Origin of the sequence: Paenirhodobacter ferrireducens (assembly GCF_004022265.1) — a bacterium.
In the GTDB taxonomy this organism is placed as follows: Bacteria; Pseudomonadota; Alphaproteobacteria; order Rhodobacterales; family Rhodobacteraceae; genus Rhodobacter; species Rhodobacter ferrireducens.
The window spans coordinates 31909-53495 of the sequence record NZ_SAVB01000016.1 but is presented as its reverse complement, the minus strand read 5'-3'; the positions used below and the strand labels follow the sequence as shown (position 1 = coordinate 53495).

Annotated in this window: 19 protein-coding genes; 12 read left to right on the top strand and 7 right to left on the bottom strand. The window is 70.5% G+C overall.

The window, feature by feature from the left end; all coding sequences use genetic code 11:
* The 11 genes from EOW65_RS12370 to recN all read left to right on the top strand — a co-directional run bounded on the left by EOW65_RS12370 (position 1) and on the right by recN (position 12178).
* Positions 1-1185 carry an APC family permease gene (locus EOW65_RS12370; RefSeq protein ID WP_128149855.1) on the top strand — a complete coding sequence of 395 codons (1185 nt, stop codon included), beginning with the start codon at positions 1-3 and terminating at the stop codon, positions 1183-1185.
* The gene (locus EOW65_RS12365; RefSeq protein ID WP_128149853.1) at positions 1182-1436 is read left to right on the top strand and encodes a DUF2484 family protein; all 255 of its coding nucleotides are present in this window, start codon (positions 1182-1184) and stop codon (positions 1434-1436) included. The genes EOW65_RS12370 and EOW65_RS12365 overlap by 4 nt, the downstream gene beginning before the upstream one ends.
* A gap of 62 nt (positions 1437-1498) precedes the next feature.
* Entirely contained in the window at positions 1499-2329 is an 831-nt protein-coding gene (locus tag EOW65_RS12360) for a transglutaminase family protein (protein WP_128149851.1), read from the top strand.
* Positions 2330-2369: 40 nt separating this feature from the next.
* A complete protein-coding gene (gene murB, locus EOW65_RS12355; protein ID WP_128149849.1) occupies positions 2370-3296 on the top strand; it encodes a UDP-N-acetylmuramate dehydrogenase in 927 nt (308 codons plus the stop codon).
* Positions 3297-3402: 106 nt separating this feature from the next.
* Positions 3403-4281 (top strand): D-alanine--D-alanine ligase, encoded by an 879-nt coding sequence (locus EOW65_RS12350; RefSeq protein ID WP_240664663.1) that lies wholly within the window; start codon positions 3403-3405, stop codon positions 4279-4281.
* A 44-nt stretch (positions 4282-4325) separates the two neighbouring features.
* Positions 4326-5216: a cell division protein FtsQ/DivIB gene (locus tag EOW65_RS12345; protein ID WP_394342749.1), complete on the top strand. Its 891-nt coding sequence runs from the start codon at positions 4326-4328 to the stop codon at positions 5214-5216.
* On the top strand, positions 5213-6547 hold the full coding sequence (gene ftsA / locus EOW65_RS12340) for a cell division protein FtsA (RefSeq protein WP_128149845.1): 1335 nt from the start codon (positions 5213-5215) through the stop codon (positions 6545-6547). Before EOW65_RS12345 ends, ftsA begins: the two co-directional genes overlap by 4 nt.
* Positions 6548-6759: 212 nt before the next feature.
* Complete coding sequence (ftsZ, locus tag EOW65_RS12335) at positions 6760-8361, top strand: cell division protein FtsZ (protein WP_128149843.1); 1602 nt, start codon at positions 6760-6762, stop codon at positions 8359-8361.
* Between the two features lie 216 nt (positions 8362-8577).
* Positions 8578-9498 (top strand): UDP-3-O-acyl-N-acetylglucosamine deacetylase, encoded by a 921-nt coding sequence (gene lpxC, locus EOW65_RS12330; RefSeq protein WP_128149841.1) that lies wholly within the window; start codon positions 8578-8580, stop codon positions 9496-9498.
* A gap of 158 nt (positions 9499-9656) precedes the next feature.
* Positions 9657-10505 carry an outer membrane protein assembly factor BamD gene (locus EOW65_RS12325; RefSeq protein WP_164880088.1) on the top strand — a complete coding sequence of 283 codons (849 nt, stop codon included), beginning with the start codon at positions 9657-9659 and terminating at the stop codon, positions 10503-10505.
* Between the two features lie 23 nt (positions 10506-10528).
* Positions 10529-12178: a DNA repair protein RecN gene (recN, locus tag EOW65_RS12320; RefSeq protein WP_128149839.1), complete on the top strand. Its 1650-nt coding sequence runs from the start codon at positions 10529-10531 to the stop codon at positions 12176-12178.
* Here the strand turns inward: recN and EOW65_RS12315 are convergent.
* The 5 genes from EOW65_RS12315 to EOW65_RS12295 are packed head-to-tail and all read right to left on the bottom strand — an operon-like array spanning position 12175 to position 16225.
* Positions 12175-13356 carry a molybdopterin molybdotransferase MoeA gene (locus EOW65_RS12315; protein WP_128149837.1) on the bottom strand — a complete coding sequence of 394 codons (1182 nt, stop codon included), beginning with the start codon at positions 13354-13356 and terminating at the stop codon, positions 12175-12177. The genes recN and EOW65_RS12315 overlap by 4 nt on opposite strands.
* Positions 13353-13832 carry a cyclic pyranopterin monophosphate synthase MoaC gene (gene moaC, locus EOW65_RS12310; protein WP_128149835.1) on the bottom strand — a complete coding sequence of 160 codons (480 nt, stop codon included), beginning with the start codon at positions 13830-13832 and terminating at the stop codon, positions 13353-13355. The genes EOW65_RS12315 and moaC overlap by 4 nt, the downstream gene beginning before the upstream one ends.
* The gene (gene trpC / locus EOW65_RS12305) at positions 13829-14623 is read right to left on the bottom strand and encodes an indole-3-glycerol phosphate synthase TrpC (protein ID WP_128149833.1); all 795 of its coding nucleotides are present in this window, start codon (positions 14621-14623) and stop codon (positions 13829-13831) included. The genes moaC and trpC overlap by 4 nt, the downstream gene beginning before the upstream one ends.
* A 10-nt stretch (positions 14624-14633) precedes the next feature.
* Positions 14634-15641 carry an anthranilate phosphoribosyltransferase gene (gene trpD, locus EOW65_RS12300; protein WP_128149831.1) on the bottom strand — a complete coding sequence of 336 codons (1008 nt, stop codon included), beginning with the start codon at positions 15639-15641 and terminating at the stop codon, positions 14634-14636.
* Positions 15638-16225, bottom strand: a complete 588-nt coding sequence (locus EOW65_RS12295) for an anthranilate synthase component II (protein WP_128149829.1) — start codon at positions 16223-16225, stop codon at positions 15638-15640. Before EOW65_RS12295 ends, trpD begins: the two co-directional genes overlap by 4 nt.
* Positions 16226-16390: 165 nt before the next feature.
* Here EOW65_RS12295 and EOW65_RS12290 point away from each other — a divergent pair, with 165 nt between their 5' ends.
* Entirely contained in the window at positions 16391-18109 is a 1719-nt protein-coding gene (locus EOW65_RS12290) for a divergent polysaccharide deacetylase family protein (RefSeq protein ID WP_128149827.1), read from the top strand.
* 45 nt (positions 18110-18154) lie between these two features.
* Here the strand turns inward: EOW65_RS12290 and trpE are convergent, their stop codons facing one another.
* Both trpE and EOW65_RS12280 read right to left on the bottom strand, forming a co-directional pair.
* Complete coding sequence (gene trpE, locus EOW65_RS12285) at positions 18155-19699, bottom strand: anthranilate synthase component I (RefSeq protein ID WP_128149825.1); 1545 nt, start codon at positions 19697-19699, stop codon at positions 18155-18157.
* Positions 19674-21524 (bottom strand): peptidylprolyl isomerase, encoded by a 1851-nt coding sequence (locus EOW65_RS12280; RefSeq protein WP_164880087.1) that lies wholly within the window; start codon positions 21522-21524, stop codon positions 19674-19676. The genes trpE and EOW65_RS12280 overlap by 26 nt, the downstream gene beginning before the upstream one ends.
* Positions 21525-21587: the final 63 nt, after the last annotated feature.

The following is a 21587-nucleotide window of genomic DNA, read 5'->3' as shown; positions in this document are numbered from 1 at the left end:
ATGGCGCAGGGCGAGGAGCTGAAGCGTCGCCTCGGCCCCGTCCTGCTGACCGCCTATGGCGTGGGTGTCATGGTCGGCGCCGGCATCTATGTGCTGGTCGGCGCCGTTGCCGGGCATGCGGGCGGCTGGACGCCGCTTGCCTTCGTGCTCGCTGGCCTCATTGCCGCGCCCTCGGCGCTCTCCTATGCCGAGCTTTCCACCCGCCTGCCCGAAGCCGCGGGGGAGGTCGCCTATGTCGAGGCGGGGCTTGCCTCGCGCGCGCTTGGCGTGCTCGTCGGGCTTGCCATCGTGCTCTCGGGGGTGATCTCGGCCGCGGCGGTGCTGCGCGGCGGGGTGGGCTATCTGACGCTCCTGCTGCCGCTGCCTTCGGCGCCGCTGATCTTTGCCCTCGGCCTGCTGTTGACGGTGATCGCGCTCTGGGGGGTGCTGGAGTCGATCGGTTTCGCCGCGATCCTGACGGTGATCGAGGTCGCGGGGCTTTTGCTGGTGATCTGGGCCGGGGCAGGGGCACCGGCGGCGGCCCCGCTCGCCACCGCAGTGCCGTGGTCGGGGATTGCCGCGGGGGCGGCGCTGGCCTTCTTCGCCTTCATCGGCTTCGAGGATATCGTGAACATGGCCGAGGAGGTGCGTGACCCGACCCGCACCCTGCCGCGCGCGATCCTGGCCGCGCTCGTCATCACCACGCTCCTCTATGTTGCGGTCTCGGCCGCCGCGGTCCATGCCGTGGCGCCCGCCGATCTTGCCCTTTCGGAAAGCCCGCTCGCCGAGGTCTGGGCCCGGGCCTCGGCGCCGCAGGCGCTGTTGCCGGCGATTGCGGTCGCTGCCGCGCTGAACGGGGTGCTGGCGCAGATCGTGATGGCGGCGCGGGTGCTTTACGGTCTTGGCCGGCGGTTGCCGGCACTCGGCGTCTTCCGCCATATCCACCCGCGGCTTGGCACGCCGGTGGCGGCGACGCTTCTCGCGGGCGGGCTGATGCTGGTTGCGGCGCTTGCGCTGCCGGTCGCGGCGCTGGCGCAGCTCACCACCACTGTGCTGCTGTGCGTCTTCGTGCTGGTGAACCTCGCTCTGATCGGGCTGAAGCGGCGCGCGCCCGTGGCGCCCTTCCGCGTGCCGATGGTGGTGCCGGTCTTCGGCGCGCTCGCCTCGGGCGCGGCGCTTGCCGCCTCGTTTGCGGGGCTGGCATGAGCGCCCCGCTGATTGCCGCCTGCCTCTGGGCGCTGATCGCCACGCTGATCGGCCTCGCACCGCGCCGCTTTCACTGGCCGGGCGGTATCGCGCTGATCGTCACCGGCCTGCCGCTGCTGGTCTGGGTCTTCGTGAGTGACGGGCCGGTGCTTGGCGTGCTGCTGCTTGCCGCGCAGGCCTCGGTGCTGCGCTGGCCGCTGCGCTTCCTCGCCCGCCGTCTGCTCCGCATCGGACGCAAGGCCGGGGGCTGAGCGCGACACTGGTGCGCGCAGGCCTTGCGGCCTATCCTGCCCGCACAAGGCAGGAGGCCCAGATGCGCTTCACCGTCCGTCATCTCACCCGCTACGGCTATTCCGCGCCGGTCCGGCTCGGCCCGCAGCGTCTGCGGCTGAGCCCGCGGCCCGAGGGCGTGACGCTGCATTCGGCCGAGATCGCGGTGACGCCGGCGCCGGTGACCCGGGTCGACCGCACCGACGTCTGGGGCAACCCGCTGACCCGGCTGACCTTCGGCCGCAAGACCCGCGAGCTGGTGATCGAGAGTCGCTTCACCCTCGACACCCATGCGCCGGCGCCGCTGGTCGAGGCGCTGCCGGCGCTGCCCTGGCCGGTGGCGGCGCCGGCGGCCTTCCTGCCGGCCGAGCCCGTTGCGCCCGAGGTCGCGGCTTTCGCCGCCAGCCTTGCCGCCGCCACCCGCGGCCGGGCCGGGGACTTTCTTGCCGCGCTGAACGAGACGCTGTTTACCCGCACCGATCGCCATATCCGCCTGACCGGCAATGCCCAGAGCCCGGCCGAGACGCTGGCGACGGCGAAGGGCGCCTGCCGCGATCTGACCATGCTGTTCATCGCCGCGGCGCGCACGCAGGGGATCCCGGCGCGCTTCGTCTCGGGCTATCAGGCGGAGGCCGAAAGCGTCGATGGCCGGCGCCACCTGCACGCCTGGCCCGAGGTGTGGCTACCCGGGCAGGGCTGGCGCGGCTATGACCCGACGCATGGGGTGGCGGTGACGGATGGCCATGTGGCGCTGTGTGTGGCGCCGGGGCAGGCGGGCACGCTGCCGCTCGAGGGCGGGTTCCGCGGGCCGGAGGTGACGACGACGCTCGACTACGAGGTGGTGATCGACACCACCGACCGAGCCGCCGACTGAGCTCTTGCCCGGCCGCGGGCGGCGGGCTAAGCGAGAGGATATGGACAGCATCGCCTATACCCCGCGCGGCACGCTCAGCCGCAATCGCCCGCTCGCCGATCTCACCTGGCTGCGCGTCGGCGGCCCGGCCGACTGGTTCTTCCAGCCCGCCGATGCCGAGGACCTTGCGGCCTTCCTGGCCGCGCTGCCGGCCGAGGTGGCAGTCTTCCCGATGGGGGTGGGGTCGAACCTGATCGTGCGCGACGGCGGCATCCGGGCGGTGGTGATCCGTCTTGGCCGCGGCTTCAACGCGATCGAGGTGCAGGCCGACGCGGGGCGGGTGCGTGCGGGGACCGCGGCGCTGGACGCCCATGTCGCGCGGCGCGCGGCCGAGGCGGGGCTCGATCTGACCTTCCTGCGCACCATTCCGGGCTCGATCGGCGGGGCCGTGCGGATGAATGCGGGCTGTTATGGCAGCTATACCGCCGACCACCTGATCGAGGTCGAGGCGGTGCTGCGCTCGGGCGAGCGTGTGGTGATCCCGGCGGCGGATCTGCATCTGGCCTATCGCTCGAGCACGCTTCCAGAGGGGGCGGTGCTGGTGGGCGCCACCTTCCGCGCCGAACGGGGCGAGCCCGCGGCGCTCGAGGCGCGGATGGCCGATCAGATCGCGAAGCGCGACGCCTGCCAGCCGACGAAGGAGCGCTCGGCCGGCTCGACCTTCCGCAACCCGGCGGGGTTCTCCTCGACCGGGCGGGCCGATGACGTGCACGATCTGAAGGCCTGGAAGGTGATCGACGAGGCGGGGATGCGCGGCGCGCGGCGCGGCGGGGCGCAGATGAGTGAGATGCACTCCAATTTCCTGATCAATACCGGCGGTGCCACGGCACAAGATCTAGAGGGGCTGGGCGAGGACGTCCGCAAAAAGGTTTTGCAGACGCAGGGAATTTCGCTAGAGTGGGAAATCATGCGCGTCGGCGAATATTGATCCGCGGCGCGCGGGTGTTGCGATAATTATTCCACGGGGGCAAACCCCGGGAGAGGCGAAAGTGGCGGGCATGTCGAGCAGGGCATCCCACCTTGTGGCGGTCTTGATGGGCGGACCTTCCGCGGAGCGGGAAGTGTCTCTGTCGAGCGGGCGCGAATGCGCCAAGGCGCTCAGGGTGGCGGGATTCGAGGTCATCGAGATCGACGCGGGGCCGGACCTGCCGGCGCAGCTGGCCGCCGCCAAGCCCGATTGCGTGTTCAACGCGCTGCATGGCCGCTGGGGCGAGGACGGTTGCGTTCAGGGCCTGCTCGAATGGCTGCGTCTGCCCTATACCCATTCGGGCGTACTGGCCTCGGCGCTGGCGATGGACAAGACCCGTTCCAAGGCCGCCTATCGCGCCGCCGGGTTGCCGGTGGTGGAAAGCGTGCTGGCGACGAAGGCCGAGGTCGGCGCGGCCCATGTTCTGCCCGTGCCCTATGTGGTCAAGCCCAACAACGAGGGCTCCTCGGTCGGCGTCTACATCGTCACCGAAGGCTCGAACGGGCCGCCGCAGCTGTCTGCCGCGATGCCCGAGACGGTGATGGTCGAGACCTATGCACCGGGCCGCGAGCTGACCTGCTCGGTGATGGAAGATCACGCGCTTGCAGTGACCGAGATCATCACCACCGGCTGGTATGACTACAACGCAAAGTATGCCGAGGGCGGCTCGCGCCACGTCTGTCCGGCGGATCTGCCCGAGGACGTGTTCCGCGCCTGTCAGGATTACGCCGTGCGTGCCCACAAGGCGCTTGGCTGCCGGGGCCTGTCGCGCACCGATTTCCGCTGGGACGACAGCCGCGGCGTCGCGGGCATCGTGCTGCTCGAGACCAACACACAGCCCGGGATGACGCCGACCTCGCTTGCCCCGGAACAGGCGGCGGCCGAGGGGATCTCGTTCCCCGAGCTCTGCCGCTGGATGGTGGAGGACGCCTCATGCGATCGCTGAAGGCGGAACCGCGCTACCTGTTGCAGGCCGGCCAGCGCCGGGTGATGATCCGGTCGCGCGCGAACGGCGCGCGGCGCGATCCGGCGCCCTCGCGGCTCGCGTTCCGGTTGCAGCGGCTGTGGCTGACCCCCTTCGTGCGCGCCTTCACCCGCATCGGTGTGCCGGTCTTCGTCGTCACCCTCGGGCTCGGCCTCTGGCTGGGCGACGAGGGGCGGCGGGCCGATGCGATGGCGAAGCTCGAGGACATCAAGCTCTCGATCCAGAACCGGCCCGAGTTCCGCGTCTCGACCCTGACCGTCGAAGGCGCGAGCCCCGAGGTCGAACAGGCGGTGCGTGCGATGCTGCCGGTTCAGCTTCCGGCCTCGCGCTTTGCCATCGACCTCGTCGCCTATCACGACACCATCGCCCGTCTTGATGCGGTGAAGGACGTGTCGCTGATCGTGCGCACCGGCGGCGCGCTCGATGTCAAGGTGACCGAGCGCGAGCCGGTGATCCTGTGGCGCACCCCGTCAGGGATCGAGATGCTCGACGAGATGGGGCATCGCACCGCCTCGCTGACCCGCCGCGACGCGCGCCCCGACCTGCCGCTGATCGCGGGGGAGGGGGCGGACGAGGCCGTGCCCGAGGCGCTGCTGATCCTGGCCGCGGCGCAACCGATCCTGCCGCGGGCGCGCGGTCTGGTGCGGATGGGCGAGCGGCGGTGGGATCTGGTCCTCGACCGCGATCAGCGCATCCTTCTGCCCGAGGAGAACCCGGTGCAGGCGGTCGAGCGGGTGCTCGCCCTCGATGCCGCCGAAGACCTGCTGAACCGCGATTTCACCCGGCTCGACATGCGCAATGCAGACCGTCCGACGATCCGTCTCAGCGCTCCGGCGCTGGCCCAGTATCAGGCGATCAGCGCCGGCGCGCTGAACAGTGTGAAGGTGTCCCAATGACCGATCTCTACCAGGCCCAGCGGGCGATGCGGAACATGCGCAAGGCGGCCCTTCAGCGCGGGGTCGTCGCCCTTCTCGACATCGGCTCGTCGAAGATCGCCTGTCTCGTGCTGCGCTTCGACAATGACGACGCGGTGCGCGAGGCCGAGGGGGTCGGTTCCCTCGCCGGGCAGTCGAGCTTCCGCGTCATCGGTGCCGCCACCACCCGCTCGCGCGGCGTGCGCTTTGGCGAGATCGACGCCATGGCCGAGACCGAGCGCGCGATCCGCACCGCGGTGCAGGCGGCGCAGAAGATGGCCAACACCCGCGTCGACCATGTCATCGCCTGCTTCTCGGGCGCCGTGCCGCGCAGCTACGGCCTGGCCGGCGAGGTCGAGGTGATGGGGACGCAGGTGGACGAGCAGGATCTCGCCCGCGTGCTTGCCTCCTGCGACATGCCCGACATCGGGTCGGGCCGCGAGGTGCTGCATGCCCATCCGGTCAATTTCGCCCTCGATCACCGTTCGGGGCTGAATGATCCGCGCGGCCATGTCGGCGCGCGGCTCGCGGTCGACATGCACCTGCTCAGCGTCGATGCGGCGGCGGTGCAGAACCTGATCTATTGCATCCGGCGCTGCGACCTCGAACTCGCGGGGATCGCCTCCTCGGCCTATGTCTCGGGGATGAGCTCGCTCGTCGAGGACGAGCAGGAGCTCGGCGCGGCCTGCATCGACATGGGGGGCGGTGCCACCGCGGTGTCGATCTTCATGAAGAAGCACATGATCTTTGCCGATGCGGTGCGGATGGGCGGCGATCACGTCACCCGCGACATCGCCGCGGGGCTGCAGGTGCCGATGGCCACGGCGGAGCGGATCAAGACCTTCCATGGCGGTGTCGTCGCGACCGGCATGGACGACCGCGAGATGATCGAGCTGGCCGGCAATTCGGGCGACTGGGAAAAGGACCGTCGCCGCGTCAGCCGTGCCGAGCTGATCGGCATCATGCGGCCGCGCGTCGAGGAGATCCTCGAGGAGGTGCGGACGCTTCTGGATGTCGCGGGCTTCGACCACCTGCCGAGCCAGCAGATCGTGCTGACCGGCGGCGCCAGCCAGATCCCCGGCCTCGACGGGCTGGCGGCCCGGATCCTCGGCCAGAATGTGCGTCTTGGCCGGCCCCTGCGGGTGCAGGGGCTGCCGCAGGCCGCGACCGGCTCTGGCTTCTCCTCTGTCGTCGGGCTCGCGCTCTTTGCCGCGCATCCGCAGGACGAATGGTGGGATTTCGAGATTCCGGCCGAGAAGCTGGGCGGCCGGTCGTTCCGGCGCGCGCTGCGCTGGTTCCGCGACAACTGGTGAAACGCAAGGGCCGGGCTGCTCCTGCTTGTTTTCCACCAGATGCAGAGGTATGCGCGAAATACCGCTGAATGGATGCGGCTGCGCTCCAGATTTTGTGCTTCCCCTGTGTTTTTTGAGTGACGTTTCTCGGATTCGCGGATAAAACTAAGGGAATTACGGGGACGTTTCGGCCGGGGACAGGGCCGATCAGCACAAAACACAGGCGGAAACCCATGACCTTGAATCTGATGATGTCGGATCACGAAGACCTCAAGCCGCGGATCACCGTGTTCGGCGTCGGTGGTGCGGGCGGCAACGCGGTCAACAACATGATCGAGAAGCAGCTCGACGGGGTCGAGTTTGTCGTGGCCAACACCGATGCGCAGGCGCTGCAGCAGTCGCGCTCGCAGGCGCGGGTGCAGATGGGCCTGAAGGCGACCGAGGGGCTGGGCGCGGGGGCGCGTCCCTCCGTCGGCGCCGCCGCCGCCGAGGAAAGCATCGAGGCGATCGTCGATCATCTCGCCGGTGCCCACATGTGCTTCATCACCGCCGGCATGGGCGGCGGCACCGGCACCGGCGCTGCGCCGATCATCGCACAGGCCGCGCGCGAGCTTGGCGTGCTGACCGTGGGCGTGGTGACCAAGCCGTTCCAGTTCGAGGGCGCGAAGCGGATGCGTCAGGCTGAGCAGGGCCTCGAGGCGCTGCAGAAGGTCGTCGACACCCTGATCATCATCCCGAACCAGAACCTGTTCCGTCTGGCGAACGAGCGCACCACCTTCACCGAAGCCTTCGCGATGGCCGACGACGTGCTCTATCAGGGCGTGAAGGGCATCTCCGACCTGATGGTCCGCCCCGGCCTGATCAACCTCGACTTTGCCGACGTCCGCTCGGTGATGGATGAGATGGGCAAGGCGATGATGGGCACCGGCGACGCCTCGGGCGACGACCGTGCGATCCAGGCCGCCGAGAAGGCGATCGCCAACCCGCTGCTTGACGAGATCTCGCTCAAGGGTGCCAAGGGCGTGCTGATCAACATCACCGGCGGCTATGACCTGACGCTGTTCGAACTTGACGAAGCCGCGAACCGCATCCGCGAAGAGGTCGATCCGGACGCCAACATCATCGTCGGCTCGACGCTCGATCCGGACATGGAAGGGATGATGCGGGTTTCGGTCGTCGCGACCGGGATTGACGCCACCCCGGCCGCCGTCGAGGTGCCGGTGCCGCGCCGCACCATGGCCGAGCCGCTGAAGTCGGGTCACAACGAGCCGGCTGCCGCTCCGGCCGCCGCCGCGCATCATGTGGCGCCGCAGCCGGCGCCGCAGGCCGCGCCCGAGCGCAACCTTTTCGACGCGCCCGCCGCCCCGGCGCCGCAGCCTGTCACGCGCGAGGTCTCGGACGAGCTGCCGCCGCCCGCCTACCAGCCGCGCGCGGCTGCCGCACCGGCCCGCGAGCTGCATGTCGAGGAAGACGCGGGCTCCTTCGTTGCGCCGCGTCCGCGCGCGCCCGGCACGCCCTCGCCCGAGGCGCTGGCCCGGCTGCAGGCTGCGGTGAACAAAGCCCCGTCGCAGCCCGGCCAGGCCCGTCCCGCGGCTCCGCAGATGGGCGCCGGCCGTGCGCCGATGCCGCAGCCGGCCGCCGAGAAGCCGCGCTTCGGCATCAACTCGCTGATCAACCGGATGACCGGCCATGCCGCCGAGCCGCAGGCACCGCAGCACGCGCCGCAGCAGGCCTATCGCCCCGCCGCCCCGCAGCGTCCGAGCTACGAGGACGAGGCCGAACACGATCAGGACCGCATCGAGATCCCCGCGTTCCTGCGGCGTCAGGCGAACTGACGAGTTCACAAAACGTGCATGAAAGAGCCGGGGAAACCTGGCTCTTTTCTTTTTATATTCAGGCCCTTGGACCGTATTCGGCGAGGATTTGCCGCGCCGCCGCAGCAATGTTTCAGTTTGTTGCAAAGAGTGAATTGTGATGTCGCCCGGTCTTGCCTAACTGACACTTGCAGGCCCCGGCATGGACCGGAGCTGCACTGTGAACAGGAGACGCTCGTGCAGACGACCTTGGCAAATCCGGTGACCTTTGACGGCGTGGGCCTGCACTCGGGGGCCCCGGTGCACATGGTGCTGCGTCCGGCGCCGGCGGGCACGGGCATCGTCTTCCACCGCACCGACGTGACCGACCGCAACCCGCGTGTTCCGGCGCGGTGGGACACTGTCACCCCGTCGAAACTCTGCACGCTGATCGAGAATGCGGACGGCGTCTCGGTTTCGACCATTGAACATATCATGGCGGCACTTGCGGGCCTTGGCATCCGCAACGCGCTGATCGACATCGACGGCCCCGAGGTTCCGATCCTCGACGGCTCCTCGGCGCCCTTCGTGCGCGCGATCCGCCGCGCCGGCCTGCGCTCGCTGCCCGGGCCGGTGCAGGCGATCCGCATCCTGCGTCCGGTCGAGGTGCGCGAGGGCGAGGCCGTGGCGCGGCTGGAACCGGCTGCCGAATTCGAGATCGACTTCACCATCGACTTCACCGATGCCGCGATCGGCCATCAGGAAAAACGGCTGAAGATGGCGAATGGTGCCTTCGTGCGCGAGCTGATGGACAGCCGCACCTTCTGCCGTCAGGCCGATGTCGATTACATGCAGTCGCACGGGCTTGCCTTGGGCGGCACCTACGAGAATGCGGTGGTCATCGACGGCGACAAGGTGCTCAGCCCCGGCGGGCTGCGTCACGAGGACGAGGCGGTGCGCCACAAGATGCTCGACGCCATGGGCGACCTCGCGCTGGCCGACGCGCCGATCGTCGGGCGCTATGTCGGCACGCGCTCGGGTCATGCGATGACCAACCGTCTGCTGCGGGCGCTCTTTGCCGACCGCACCGCCTGGATCTGGGAAGACTGCACTCCCGCCCAGGTTCACAGCCTGCCCGGCGCAGGCGTTTGCCGGCCGGTTGCGGTGGCTGCGCGCTGAGCTTGGCGGCGATGCGCGCGCAGGGGTCCTCCGGCGCGAAAGGCGTTTTGCGCCCCGGATTTTTCTGTGCTAGGAGGAGCGAAGCAGCCGCCCCGTGGGGCGGGCTTGGCAGGGCACCGGGGCTGAAACTCCCGGGCGGAATCGGGAAGAGGCAGGGCATGGCACTGGGCAGAACCGCGGCGCTTCGGGTCGGTAGTTTCGTGCTCGTCGCGGCGCTGGCCGCCTGCGGCGGCGGCTCGAACAAAGAGCCCCCGCTCGAGAATTTCACCGCCCAGCAGATCTATGAGCGCGGCGAATACGAGCTCGAGGTCGGCAATCCGCGTCGCCCGTCCGAGGCGCTGCGCTATTTCTCCGCGGTCGAGCGGCTCTATCCCTATTCGGAATGGGCAAAGCGCGCGCTGATCATGGAAGTCTATGCCCAGCACAAGGCGAAGAAATACGAAGAGGCGCGGTCTTCGGCGCAGCGATTCCTCGACACCTATCCGGGCGACGAGGATGCGGCCTATGCGAAATATCTGCTGGCGCTCTCCTATTACGACCAGATCGACGAGGTCGGCCGCGACCAGGGGCTGACCTTCCAGGCGCTGCAGTCGCTGCGCGAGGTGATCGAGCAATATCCCGACAGCGACTATGCGCGTTCGGCGATGCTGAAGTTCGACCTTGCCTTCGACCATCTCGCGGCGAAGGAAATGGAGATCGGGCGCTACTATCTGAAGCAGGGCCATTACACCGCCGCCATCAACCGCTTCCGCGTGGTGGTCGAGCAGTTCCAGACCACGACGCAGACGCCCGAGGCGCTCGAGCGGCTGGTCGAGGCCTATCTCGCTCTCGGCATCACCGACGAGGCGCAGACGGCCGGCGCGATTCTCGGCCACAACTTCCAGTCCTCGCCCTTCTACGACGATGCCTATCGCCTGCTGAAGAAGCAGGGGCTGAGCCCCGAGGCGAAGGGCGACAGCTGGCTGTCGAAGATCTATCGCCAGGTGATCAAGGGCGAGTGGCTCTGACCGCGCGCGCCTGAGGGGCCGATATGCTGCGCACGCTCGACATCCGCGATATGCTTCTGATTGACCGGCTGGAACTCGATTTCCGGCCGGGCCTGACCGTGCTCACCGGCGAGACCGGGGCGGGCAAGTCGATCCTGCTCGACTGCCTCGGCTTCGTGCTGGGCTGGCGCGGCCGGGCCGAGCTCGTGCGCAAGGGCGCCGAGCAGGGGGAGGTTACTGCCGTGTTCGAGCTGCCCGCGGGCCATGCCGCGCGCGCGGTGCTCGACGAGGCCGGCATCCCGGTGGGCGAAGAGCTGATCCTGCGTCGGGTGAACGCGCTTGATGGCCGCAAGACCGCCTGGATCAACGATCGGCGGGCAAGCGGCGAGGTGCTGCGCGCGGTCTCGGCGACGCTTGTCGAGCTGCACGGTCAGCAAGATGACGGCGGGCTGCTGAATGCCCGCGGCCACCGCGCCCTGCTCGATGCCTTCGCCGGTCACGAAGATCTGATCGCCGCCACCCGCAGCGCCTGGAGTGCGCGGGCCGGGGCGGCAAAGCGCCTCGCCGCGGCGCAAGCGGCGCTGGCTGCGGTGAAGGAGGAGGAAGACTTCCTGCGCCACGCCGTGGCCGAGCTCGACACGCTCGACCCGCAGCCGGGCGAGGAGGCGACGCTCGACGCCGCCCGCCGCAGCATGCAAGGCGCCGAACGGATCCGCGCCGATGTCGCCCGCGCGTTGCAGATCCTTGGCCCCGAGGGCGCCGAGGGCGCGCTGCGCGATGCCGACCGCTGGTTGCAGGGCGCGGCCGAGAAGGCCGAGGGCCGGCTTGACGGCCCGCTTTCGTCGCTCGACCGGGCGCTGATCGAGTTGGGCGAGGCGGCACAGGGGGTGGAGATCGCGCTCGAGGCGCTGAGCTTCGATCCGCGTGCGCTCGAGTCCTGCGAGGAGCGGCTGTTCGCGATCCGCGCGCTGGCCCGCAAGCATGGCGTGCTGCCCGATGAGCTGGGCGGGTTCGCGGCCGAGCTGCGCGCCCGCCTGGCCGCGCTCGATGCCGGCGAGGCGGGGATTGCCGCGCTCGAGGCCGAGGTCGCGGGCTGCGACGCCGCCTATCGCGTGGCGGCGGCCACGCTGTCCACCGCGCGGGCCGAGGCCTCGGTGCGGCTTGATGCGGCAATGGCGGCCGAGCTTGCGCCGCTGAAACTTGAGCGCGCGGTCTTCGAGACGCAGATCGCACCGGGCGAGCCCGGCCCCGAGGGCACGGATGCCGTGGCCTTCACCGTGGCGACCAACCCGGGGGCGCCCGCGGGGCCCCTGAACCGCATCGCCTCGGGCGGCGAGCTGTCGCGTTTCCTGCTCGCGCTCAAGGTCGTTCTGGCACGCGGCGCCGATGCGCTGACGCTGATCTTCGACGAGATCGACCGCGGTGTCGGCGGCGCGACGGCGGATGCCGTGGGGCGGCGTCTGGCGAAGCTGTCGCACAGCGCTCAGGTGCTGGTCGTCACCCACAGCCCGCAGGTGGCGGCGCGCGGCAACACCCATTTCCGCGTGGCGAAATCGGTCAGCGACGGCATGACCACCTCGCGCGTCAGCGTGCTGAGCGCGGCCGAGCGGGTGGACGAGATCGCCCGGATGATCTCGGGCGCCGAGGTCACCGGGGCGGCCCGCGCCGCGGCGCAGGAACTGATCGCGGGTTAGAGCGGCAGGAACTCGACCACGTCGCCCGCCTTGCGCGGACCGTCGCCCAGTGGCCGGATCAGCAGCGCATCGGCCTCGGCCAGAAGCCGCATCCGCGCCGAATCCTGACTTTCGACCGGCAGGATCTGCGGCAGGCTCTCGCCCGGCACGAGGCGCGCGCGCATGTAATGGGTGCGCGGGCCGGTCGGGCCGACATCGGCCCCCAGAACCGCGCGGGCGGGCACCGGGCGGCCGTCGAAGCCCTGCATCTTCGCGAGCATCGGGCGCAGGAACAGAAGGGCGCAGACCGTGGCCGAGACCGGGTTTCCGGGCAGGCCGAGCAGCGCCGTTGCGCCCACCCGCCCCGCCATCAGCGGCTTGCCCGGGCGCATCGCGATCTTCCAGAAGGCGCGCTCGAGGCCCAGCTCGGCCGCGACGGCGCCGACGAGGTCATGCTCGCCCACCGAGGCACCGCCCGCGGTGACGACAAGGTCGGCCCCTTCGGCCAGCGAGAAGGCAAAGCGCAGGCTGTCTTCGGTGTCGCGCGCGATCGGCAGCATCCGCACCTCGGCGCCGGCCTCTTCCGCAAGCGCCGCCAGCACGAAGCTGTTCGAGCTGAGGATCTGATCGGGGCCCGGCGCCTCGCCCGGCATCACCAGCTCGTCGCCGGTCGCGATCAGCGCGACGACGGGGCGGCGGTGCACTGACAGCGTGGCGACGTTCATCGCCGCGATCAGGCCGAGATCGCGCGCGGTCAGCGGCGCACGGGGGAAGTACTCCATCCCCTCGGCGAAGTCCTGTCCGCGCGGGCGGATGTTGTCGGAGGACGAGAGCGCCTCGGGCAGGGTGATCGTGTCGCCCTCGCGCGTCACGTCCTCCTGCAGCACCACCACGCCGCCCGGGGCGGGGCAGGGGGCGCCGGTGAAGATCCGCACCGCCTGACGGGGGGCAAGCGGGCCGGCATAGCCGCGCCCGGCGGCGGCCTCGCCCTCGACGCGCAAGCGCGCGCCCGGGCGGTGATCGGCGGCGGCAAGCCAATAGCCATCCATCGCCGAGGCGTCGAAGGGCGGCTGCGTCAGCGTGGCGTGCACCGGGGCGGCGAGCACCCGGCCGAGCCCCGCGCGCAGCGGCACCGTCTCGGCCGGCAGCGGCGCCACCAGTGCCAGAACCTTGTCGAGCGCCTCGGAGACCGGGATCATCGCGTCGCCTCGTAGCGGCCGGACTTGCCGCCGTCTTTCAGCACCACGCGGATGCCCCCGATCCGCATCGACTTCTCGACCGCCTTCAGCATGTCATAGATCGTCAGCGCAGCGGTGGTCACGGCAGTCAGCGCCTCCATCTCCACCCCGGTCTGGCCCGAGGTCTTCACCGTCGCCTCGATCCGGACGCCGGGCAGGCTGGCGTCGGGCGTCAGCTCGACCGAGACCTTGGTGATCGGCAGCGGGTGGCACAGCGGAATGAGATCCGAGGTGCGCTTGGCCCCCATGATCGCGGCGACGCGGGCAATGCCCAGAACGTCGCCCTTCTTCGCGGTGCCGGCGGTGACATGGGCGAGCGTCTCGGGCGTCATCACCACATGGCCCTCGGCCACGGCAACGCGGTCGGTCACCGGCTTCGCCGAGACGTCGACCATATGCGCCTGACCCTGCGCGTCGAAATGGCTGAGCCCGGTCATGCGGCCTCCAGCAGGGCCTTCGTCGCGGCGGTGACGTCCGCCTGCCGCATCAGGCTTTCGCCGATCAGGAAGCGGCGGGCGCCGACCTCGGCCATCGCCGCCATGTCGGCGCGGGTGAAGATGCCGCTTTCGCAGACGAGATCGCGGCCCTCGGCCAGGATCGTCGGCGCCAGCCGGCGGGTGACGTCCAGCGTCACCTCGAAGGTCTTCAGGTTGCGGTTGTTCACGCCCAGCAGCGGCGATTTCAGCACCGTCAGCGCGCGCTCCATCTCGGCCTCGTCATGCACCTCGACAAGCACATCCATGCCCCAGCCGGTGGCCGCATCCTCGAGCTCGGTGGCAAGCTCGTCCCCGACCGAGGCCATGATGATCAGGATGCAATCGGCGCCCCAGGCCCGCGCCTCGGCGACCTGATAGGTGTCATAGAGGAAATCCTTGCGCAGTGCGGGCAGGCTGCAGGCGCCGCGCGCCGCGACCAGGAACTCGGGCGCGCCCTGGAAGGAGGGGGCGTCGGTCAGCACCGACAGGCAGGCCGCGCCGCCGGCCTCGTAGGCGCGCGCGAGCGCCGGCGGGTCGAAATCGGGGCGGATCAGCCCTTTCGAGGGCGAGGCCTTCTTGATCTCGGCAATCAGCCCGTAGCCCGTCGCAGCCTTGGCCGCGAGCGCCTGCGCGAAACCGCGGGTCGGCGCCTGTGCGCGGGCCTCGGCCTCGACTGCGGCGAGGGGGCGCGCGGCCTTCGCCGCCGCCACTTCCTCGAGCTTGTAGGCCTTGATCCGGTCGAGAATGTTCATCCGCGCCTCCTCAGGACATCGCGCGCTTGAGCGCCCAGAGCTTGCCGCGCGCAGCGCCCGAGTCGATGCTTTCGGCCGCCATCTGCGCACCGTCCTTCAGGTTGGTGACCTTGCCCGCGACGATCAGCGCCGCCGCCGCATTCAGGCACACCGCATCGCGATAGCCGCCGCGCATGCCGTCCAGAAGCGCCGCAAAGGCCTCGGCATTCTCGTGCGGCTCGCCGCCGATGATCTCCTCGAACGGATGGACCGGCAGGCCGGCATCCTCGGGATGCACCTCGAACTCGCGGATCTCGCCGGCCTCGAGCGCCGCGACCCAGCTCACGCCGGCGATCGACAGCTCGTCGGTGCCGTCGCCGCCGTGGACCAGCCAGGCGACCTCCGAGCCGAGCGTGCGCAGCACCTCGGCCATCGGCCGGATCCAGTCGCGCGCATAGGTGCCGGTCAGCTGGCGCTTGACGCCGGCGGGGTTGGTCAGCGGCCCGAGCAGGTTGAAGATGGTGCGGGTGCCGAGCTCGACCCGGGTCGGGCCGATGTGGCGCATCGCCGGGTGGTGGATCGGCGCCATCAGGAAGGCGATGCCGGCCTCGGCCAGCGCGCGTTCGGACACCTCGGCGCCCTTCATCACATCAAGCCCCATTGCCCCAAGCGCATCGGCGGCGCCGGATTTCGAGCTGAGGTTGCGGTTGCCGTGCTTGGCCACCGGCACGCCCGCGCCCGCGACGACGAAGGCGGTGGCGGTCGAGATGTTCAGCGTGCCCTTGCCGTCGCCGCCGGTGCCGACGATGTCGATGGCGCCCGCCGGGGCGGAAATGCGGTTCATCTTCGCGCGCATCACCGCGGCGGCAGCGGCGATCTCGTCCACCGTCTCGCCGCGGGTGCGCAGCGCCATCAGGAAGCCGCCCATCTGGGCGGGCGTCGCCGTACCCTCGAAGAAGGTGGCGAAGGCGGTCTCGGCTTCCTCGCGGGTCAGGGTACGCTCGGCCGCGATGCCGATCAGGGGTTTCAACTCGCTCATGCCGTCACCTTCACTTTCGCCTCGTCGAGGAAGTTGCGCAGCATCTGGTGGCCGTGCTCGGAGGCGATGGATTCGGGGTGGAACTGCACCCCCTCGATCAGCCGCTCCCTGTGGCGCAGCCCCATGATCATGCCGTCCTCGAGCCAGGCCGTGACCTCGAGGCAGGCGGGCAGGCTCTCGCGCTCGACGATCAGCGAGTGATAGCGGGTGGCCTGGAAGGGCGAGGGCAGGCCGCGGAACACGCCCTGGCCGGCGTGGTGGATGGTGCCCATCTTGCCGTGCACGATCTCGCCCGCGCGCACCACCTTGCCGCCGAAGGCCTCGCCGATGGTCTGATGGCCGAGGCAGACGCCCAGAAGCGGCACCCCGGCCTCGGCGGCGGCGAGCGTCAGCGGCAGGCAGATGCCGGCCTGGGCGGGGTCGCAGGGCCCGGGGCTCAGCACGATCGCCTCGGCGCCCATCCCCATCGCCGCCTGCACATCCATCGCGTCGTTGCGCACGACCTTCACATCGGCGCCGAGCTCGCCGAAATAATGGACGAGATTGTAGGTGAAGCTGTCGTAATTATCGATGAGCAGGAGCATGGGGCGTTTCCTTCTGCCGCCCGGGATCCGCGACGAGATTCAGGGGATGAACCGGGGCTTGCGTCGGGCTATAGATGCTCAGAGCAGCGCGCCGGGGTCAAGGGCCGGAGGGCGGTTTGAGGGGCCTTCGGGGGCGCACGGGGCAGATTCGAGAGGGCGGGACGCATGGTTCGTGGATTGATCGCGGGGCTGGCCACGGGCGGCGTGGTCGCAGTGCTGGGGCTCGGGGCGCTGTCGCTGGTGGCGCCGCTGCCGCGGCCGAACGCGACGACCCCGCCGGCCTCGGCCACGGGCGAGGATGGGCCGGCCGCGCGTGACGCCGCGCCGCGCACGCCCCGCCTGCCTGTCCCGGCGAACAGCCCCGCGCCGATCGTGGCCGCCCCGGGTCCGACCGCCTCGGGTCCGACTGCCCCGCGTCTGGCTGCCCCGTCCGCTCCGCCCACCACGATTCCGCCCCCCCCGATCGCGCCCGCAGCACCACTCGCCGAGGCGCCCGCCCCGTCGCTGCCGCCGCCCGTGGCTCTGGCCGGTGCGGGCGATGCGGCGCCGGTTGCGCCGGCGGGCGAGGGCGTGACCGCAGCCGAGCCGGTGGTGCCGGCGGCGCCCGCTCCGGTGGCCGAGCCGACCGCCACGCCGCTGCCCGGCACGGAAACTGCCGCGCGGCCGGATGCGGTCGCCACCGCGCCGGCCTCGCCCGCTGCGCCCGAGCCGCCGCTTGCGATGCGCGAACCCGGCGCCGAGGCGCCGGTGCCGGTGCCGCCGCCCGGTGAGGTGGTGGCGCCCGAGCTGCCGCAGGCCGAGGCGGACGAGGCCGCCGTGGCCCGGGCCGTGCCGGCGCCGGCAGCCCCCGCTGCACCGTCCGCCGCCGCCGGCGCCGCGCCTGCCACGCCGAGGGCGCCCGAACCGGGGCAGGAGATCGTGCTGCTGCCCGATGGTGCGATCGTGCCGCCCGCGGCGCAGCTGCCGCGCGTGTTCAGCCCGGGGGATGCGCCGCAGGGCTTTGCCAACGCGCCCGGCACCGCGGTGAACCGGCTGCCGACGATCGGCGACGAGACGCAGGTGGCCACCGCCCCCGCGCCTGGATTCCTGCGCCCGCCCGGGACCGAGGCGCCGGCAGGCGCGCTCGCCGGAGAGCCGCCGCCCACCACCGCGGCCGTGCCCGCGCCGGCCGCACCCGCGTCCCGGGGCGACGACGCGCCGATCCGCCGCTATGGCGCGGCCTTCACGCCCGAGCCCGGCAAGCCGCTGTTCTCGGTGGTGCTGATCGACCCCGGCACGGCGGCGGGCGGGCTTGACAGCGGCACGATCAAGGCGCTCGGTCTACCGCTGACGATCGCGATCGACCCGACCCGTCCCGACGCGGCGACCGCCGCCGCCGCCTATCGCGCCGCCGGGCTCGAGGTGGCGATCCTTGCCGCGCCGCTGCCCGCGGGCGCGACGGCGCAGGATCTCGAGGTGGCGCTCGAGGCCTGGCGCACAGTGCTGCCCGAGGCGGTGGCGGTGGTCGAACCGCCGACGCCAGTGGTGCAGAACAACCGGCTCCTGTCGCAGGATCTGGTGGCGGTGCTCGGTCGCGAGGGGCTGGGGCTGGTGACGCAAAGCGGCGGCACCAATGCGGCCGAACAGCTGGCGCGTGCGGCAGGCCTGCCCGAGGTGCGGGTCTGGCGCGTGCTCGACGCCGATCGCGAGCGCGGCGCGGTGGTCGAGCGCACGCTCACCCGCGCGGCCTTCGAGGCGGCGCGCGACGGGGCGGTGACGGTGATGTTGAGCGCCTGGCCCGAGTCGATCTCGGGGCTGACGAGCTGGTCGGTGGGTGCCACCGGCTCGGTGAGCCTAGCGCCGGTCTCGGCGCTGGCGCTGGCGGCAATGCAAAACGGGGGCTGAGCGCCCCCGTTTCAGTCCTTGCGATGCCCCCGGCGGGGCAGGGGCTCAGGCGTTGCCGTGCCGCACGAACAGGCCTGCGTCCTCGGCCGCCTTGCGCAGCGCCTTCGACTTGTTGACCGATTCCTGATACTCGCCCTCGGGATCGCTGTCGAAGACGACGCCGCCGCCCGCCTGGATGTAGAGCGTCCGATCCTTCACCACCGCGGTGCGCAGCGCGATGCACATGTCCATTTCGCCATTCGCGGCGAAATAGCCGACGCCGCCGCCGTAGATGCCGCGCTTCTCGGGTTCGAGCTCGTCGATGATCTCCATCGCCCGCACCTTCGGCGCGCCCGAGACGGTGCCCGCGGGCAGACCGGCGAGCAGCGCCGAGAGCGCATCCTCGCCGTCTGCCAGTTCGCCCACGACGTTCGACACGATGTGCATGACGTGGCTGTACCGCTCGATGATGAATTTCTCGGTCGGATGCACCGTGCCGATCTTCGCCACCCGGCCGACGTCGTTGCGGCCGAGGTCGAGCAGCATCAGGTGCTCGGCCAGTTCCTTCTTGTCGGCGAGCAGCTCTTCCTCGAGTGCCTTGTCCTCGGCCGGCGTGAACCCACGCGGGCGGGTGCCGGCGATCGGCCGGATCGTCACCTCGCCCTCGCGCAGCCGCACCAGAATCTCGGGGCTGGCGCCGACGATCTGGAAGCCGCCGAAGTTCAGATAGAACATGAAGGGCGAGGGGTTGGTGCGCCGCAGCGAGCGGTAGAGCGCGAAGGGCGGCAGCGGGAAATCGGCGCGCCAGCGCTGCGCCGGCACCACCTGGAAGATGTCGCCCGCGCGGATGTAGTCCTTGGCTTTCTCGACCGCGGCCTTGTAGCCCTCGGCGGTGAAGTTCGACACCAGCGGGCCGACCTTCGCAGTCTCGCCCATCTCGCGGCTCTGGTTCGGCGCGCGGTCGAGGTCGCGCAGCGCGTCCATCACCCGCTCGGCCGCCTGGGCATAGGCCGCCCGCGCCGACAGGCCCGAGCTCTGGAACGCCGGCGCGCACAGGATCACGTCGCCCTTCACCCCGTCGAGCACCGCGACGACCGAGGGGCGCAGCAGCACCGCATCGGGCACGCCGAGCGGGTCGGGATTGCCGCCGGGCAGCTTCTCGACCAGCCGGATCATGTCATAGCCGAGATAGCCGAAGAGCCCGGCCGCCGCGGCGGGCAGGCCCTCGGGCATCTCGATCCGGCTTTCGGCGATCAGCGCGCGCAGGCTGTCGAACGGGTGGCCGGGCAGCTCCTCGAACCGCTCTTCGAACCGCGCCTGACGGTTGATCCGGGCTGTCTCGCCGCGGCATTCCCAGATCACGTCGGGCTTCATGCCGATGATCGAATAGCGCCCGCGGACCTCGCCGCCGGTGACGGATTCGAACATGAAGCTGTTCTCGCGCGCATCGGCCAGCTTCAGCATCAGCGACACGGGCGTGTCGAGATCGGCCGCAAGGCGGGCGAAGACGAGCTGGTTGCGGCCCTGTTGCCAGGCGCGCTCGAACTCTTCGAAGCTGGGGGAAAGAGCTGCCACGTCCGCCTCCTTACTGCATCTGCGCCTGCACCGCATTGATCGCGGTGCTGTCGATGGTAAGCCCGGCCTCGGTTTCCGAAGCGCGGGCGAAAAGCTCGGCAAGATCGCCCGACATCGACTGCTCGAGCCGGGTCGAGAGCACGTCATGCACCTGCTTGGTGTCGGCGGCCTGCGGATCGGCCTCGGTCACCTTGACCGGCACCACGACGAAGACGGCCTCGTCCTGCGCCACCACGGCGGCAGCGCCGGGCTTGGTGTCGAAGGCGGTGGCAAGAAGGGTCGCGGGCGCGCCCTCGACGAAGCCCGAGCGTTCGAGCCCGGTCGCGTTCGAGACCAGCAGGCCCTGATCGGCAAGGCTCGCCCCGGCCGCGACGGCGGCGACGATCTCCTCGGCGCGGTCGGTCTTCAGCTTCTTCAGCTGCGCCGCCTTCCAGCTTGCCACGACCTTGTCGCGGATCTGCTCGAAGGGGATCAGCGCAGCGGGCGTCACGCCATCGAGGCGCAGCGCGAAGACGCCGCCATCCTCGAGATTGCCGAGTTCGGGGAAGTCCTGCTCGGTCACCTTGGCGGCGGCGGTGCGGAAGCTTTCATAGGCGGCGATGCCGTCGGTGGTGTCGGGCGCCATCGAGATGTGGCCCGGCTGCATGTCGGTTTCCTTCGCCATCTCCTCGAGCGTGGCGCCGGAGGCGAGCCGGTCCTCGAGATCCGAGGTCATGTCGGAGACCATGCGCCGGGCGCGGTCCATCACCGCCTCGGTCTCGAGGTCGGGCTTGGCCTGCTCGAAGCTGGTCTCCTCGGCGGGCAGGATGCCGTTCATCTGGTAAAGCGCGGGGCCGAGGTCGCTGTCGATCGGGCCGACGGTGCCGGGCGCGGTCAGCGCGAAGACCGCGTCGCCGGCTGTGCCGAGCTCGTCCTTCGAGACTTCGCCCAGATCGGTGTCGGCCAGCGTCAGGCCGCGCTCCTTGGCGATGTCGGCAAAGCTCGCGGTGCCGGCATCAAGCTTCTGCTTCGCCGCCTCGGCCTCTGCCTTCGTCGGGAAGACGAGCTTGTCGACAAGGCGCCGCTCGGGCTGGACGAACTCGCTTTTCCGCTCCTCATAGGCCGCGCGCAGCGTCGCCTCGTCGGGCTGGACCTTGTCCTTCAGCATCTCGGGGGTGAGCCAGACATAGCTGATCTCGCGCGTCTCGGGCTTGGTGAACTCGGCTGCGTGATCCGCGTGCCAGGCCTTCAGCTCGTCCTCGCTCGGCTCGGGCAGGGTGGCGGTCAGATCGGCATCGGTGATCTCGGCGAAGGCGATGTCGCGCTTCTCGGTCACGTATTTGGTATAGGCCGCGGCCAGCGCCTCGGGCGCCTTCACGCCGCCCGCAACTGCGCCCTGCAGGATCGAGCGCGCCACGTCCGAACGCAGGCGGGTCTCGAACTGGGTCTCGGTATAGCCCTGCTGGCGCAGCGCCATGCGATAGACCTCGCGGTCGAACTTGCCGTCGACGCCCTGGAAACTGCGGATCGCCTGCACCTGGCGGCCGACCTCGGCGTTGCCGACGGAAATGCCGAGCCGGCGCGCCTGTTCGCTCACGGCGGCCTCGGCGAAGACCTGCGCCTGCACCTGCCGGTCGAGGCCGAGCGCCTTCGCCTCGGCGAAGGTCAGCGGGCGGCCAAGCTGGGCCTGCGCCGCGCTCATCCCCGAGCGCAGGGCGCGGGCATAATCGTTGATCGAGATCTCGGTGTCGCCGACCGAACCGATCGACTGCACCCGGCCCGAGAAGTTCGAGACGCCGAAGCCGCCGAGGCCAAGGACGAGCATCGCGAGCAACACCCAGACGACGACGCCCTTGCCATGGCTGCGCAGCTTGTTCGACATGCTCATTCCTCCCGGGGATCAGGCCTTTTGCGGGTGTTTAGGGCTTTGAGGGGGGCGCCGCAA

Bases quoted from the DNA above. Each gene is read 5' to 3' on its own strand.
- moaC (WP_128149835.1), bottom strand. From the start codon at position 13,832: ATGACCGGGCTCAGCCATTTCGACGCGCAGGGTCAGGCGCATATGGTC.
- EOW65_RS12290 (WP_128149827.1), top strand. From the start codon at position 16,391: ATGGTTCGTGGATTGATCGCGGGGCTGGCCACGGGCGGCGTGGTCGCA.
- murB (WP_128149849.1), top strand. From the start codon at position 2,370: ATGGACAGCATCGCCTATACCCCGCGCGGCACGCTCAGCCGCAATCGC.
- EOW65_RS12325 (WP_164880088.1), top strand. From the start codon at position 9,657: ATGGCACTGGGCAGAACCGCGGCGCTTCGGGTCGGTAGTTTCGTGCTC.
- ftsA (WP_128149845.1), top strand. From the start codon at position 5,213: ATGACCGATCTCTACCAGGCCCAGCGGGCGATGCGGAACATGCGCAAG.
- EOW65_RS12350 (WP_240664663.1), top strand. From the start codon at position 3,403: ATGGGCGGACCTTCCGCGGAGCGGGAAGTGTCTCTGTCGAGCGGGCGC.
- EOW65_RS12315 (WP_128149837.1), bottom strand. From the start codon at position 13,356: ATGATCCCGGTCTCCGAGGCGCTCGACAAGGTTCTGGCACTGGTGGCG.
- EOW65_RS12345 (WP_394342749.1), top strand. From the start codon at position 4,326: ATGATCCGGTCGCGCGCGAACGGCGCGCGGCGCGATCCGGCGCCCTCG.
- ftsZ (WP_128149843.1), top strand. From the start codon at position 6,760: ATGACCTTGAATCTGATGATGTCGGATCACGAAGACCTCAAGCCGCGG.
- EOW65_RS12280 (WP_164880087.1), bottom strand. From the start codon at position 21,524: ATGTCGAACAAGCTGCGCAGCCATGGCAAGGGCGTCGTCGTCTGGGTG.
- EOW65_RS12295 (WP_128149829.1), bottom strand. From the start codon at position 16,225: ATGCTCCTGCTCATCGATAATTACGACAGCTTCACCTACAATCTCGTC.
- trpC (WP_128149833.1), bottom strand. From the start codon at position 14,623: ATGAACATTCTCGACCGGATCAAGGCCTACAAGCTCGAGGAAGTGGCG.
- recN (WP_128149839.1), top strand. From the start codon at position 10,529: ATGCTGCGCACGCTCGACATCCGCGATATGCTTCTGATTGACCGGCTG.
- EOW65_RS12370 (WP_128149855.1), top strand. From the start codon at position 1: ATGGCGCAGGGCGAGGAGCTGAAGCGTCGCCTCGGCCCCGTCCTGCTG.
- EOW65_RS12365 (WP_128149853.1), top strand. From the start codon at position 1,182: ATGAGCGCCCCGCTGATTGCCGCCTGCCTCTGGGCGCTGATCGCCACG.
- trpE (WP_128149825.1), bottom strand. From the start codon at position 19,699: ATGCGGTGCAGGCGCAGATGCAGTAAGGAGGCGGACGTGGCAGCTCTT.
- trpD (WP_128149831.1), bottom strand. From the start codon at position 15,641: ATGAGCGAGTTGAAACCCCTGATCGGCATCGCGGCCGAGCGTACCCTG.
- EOW65_RS12360 (WP_128149851.1), top strand. From the start codon at position 1,499: ATGCGCTTCACCGTCCGTCATCTCACCCGCTACGGCTATTCCGCGCCG.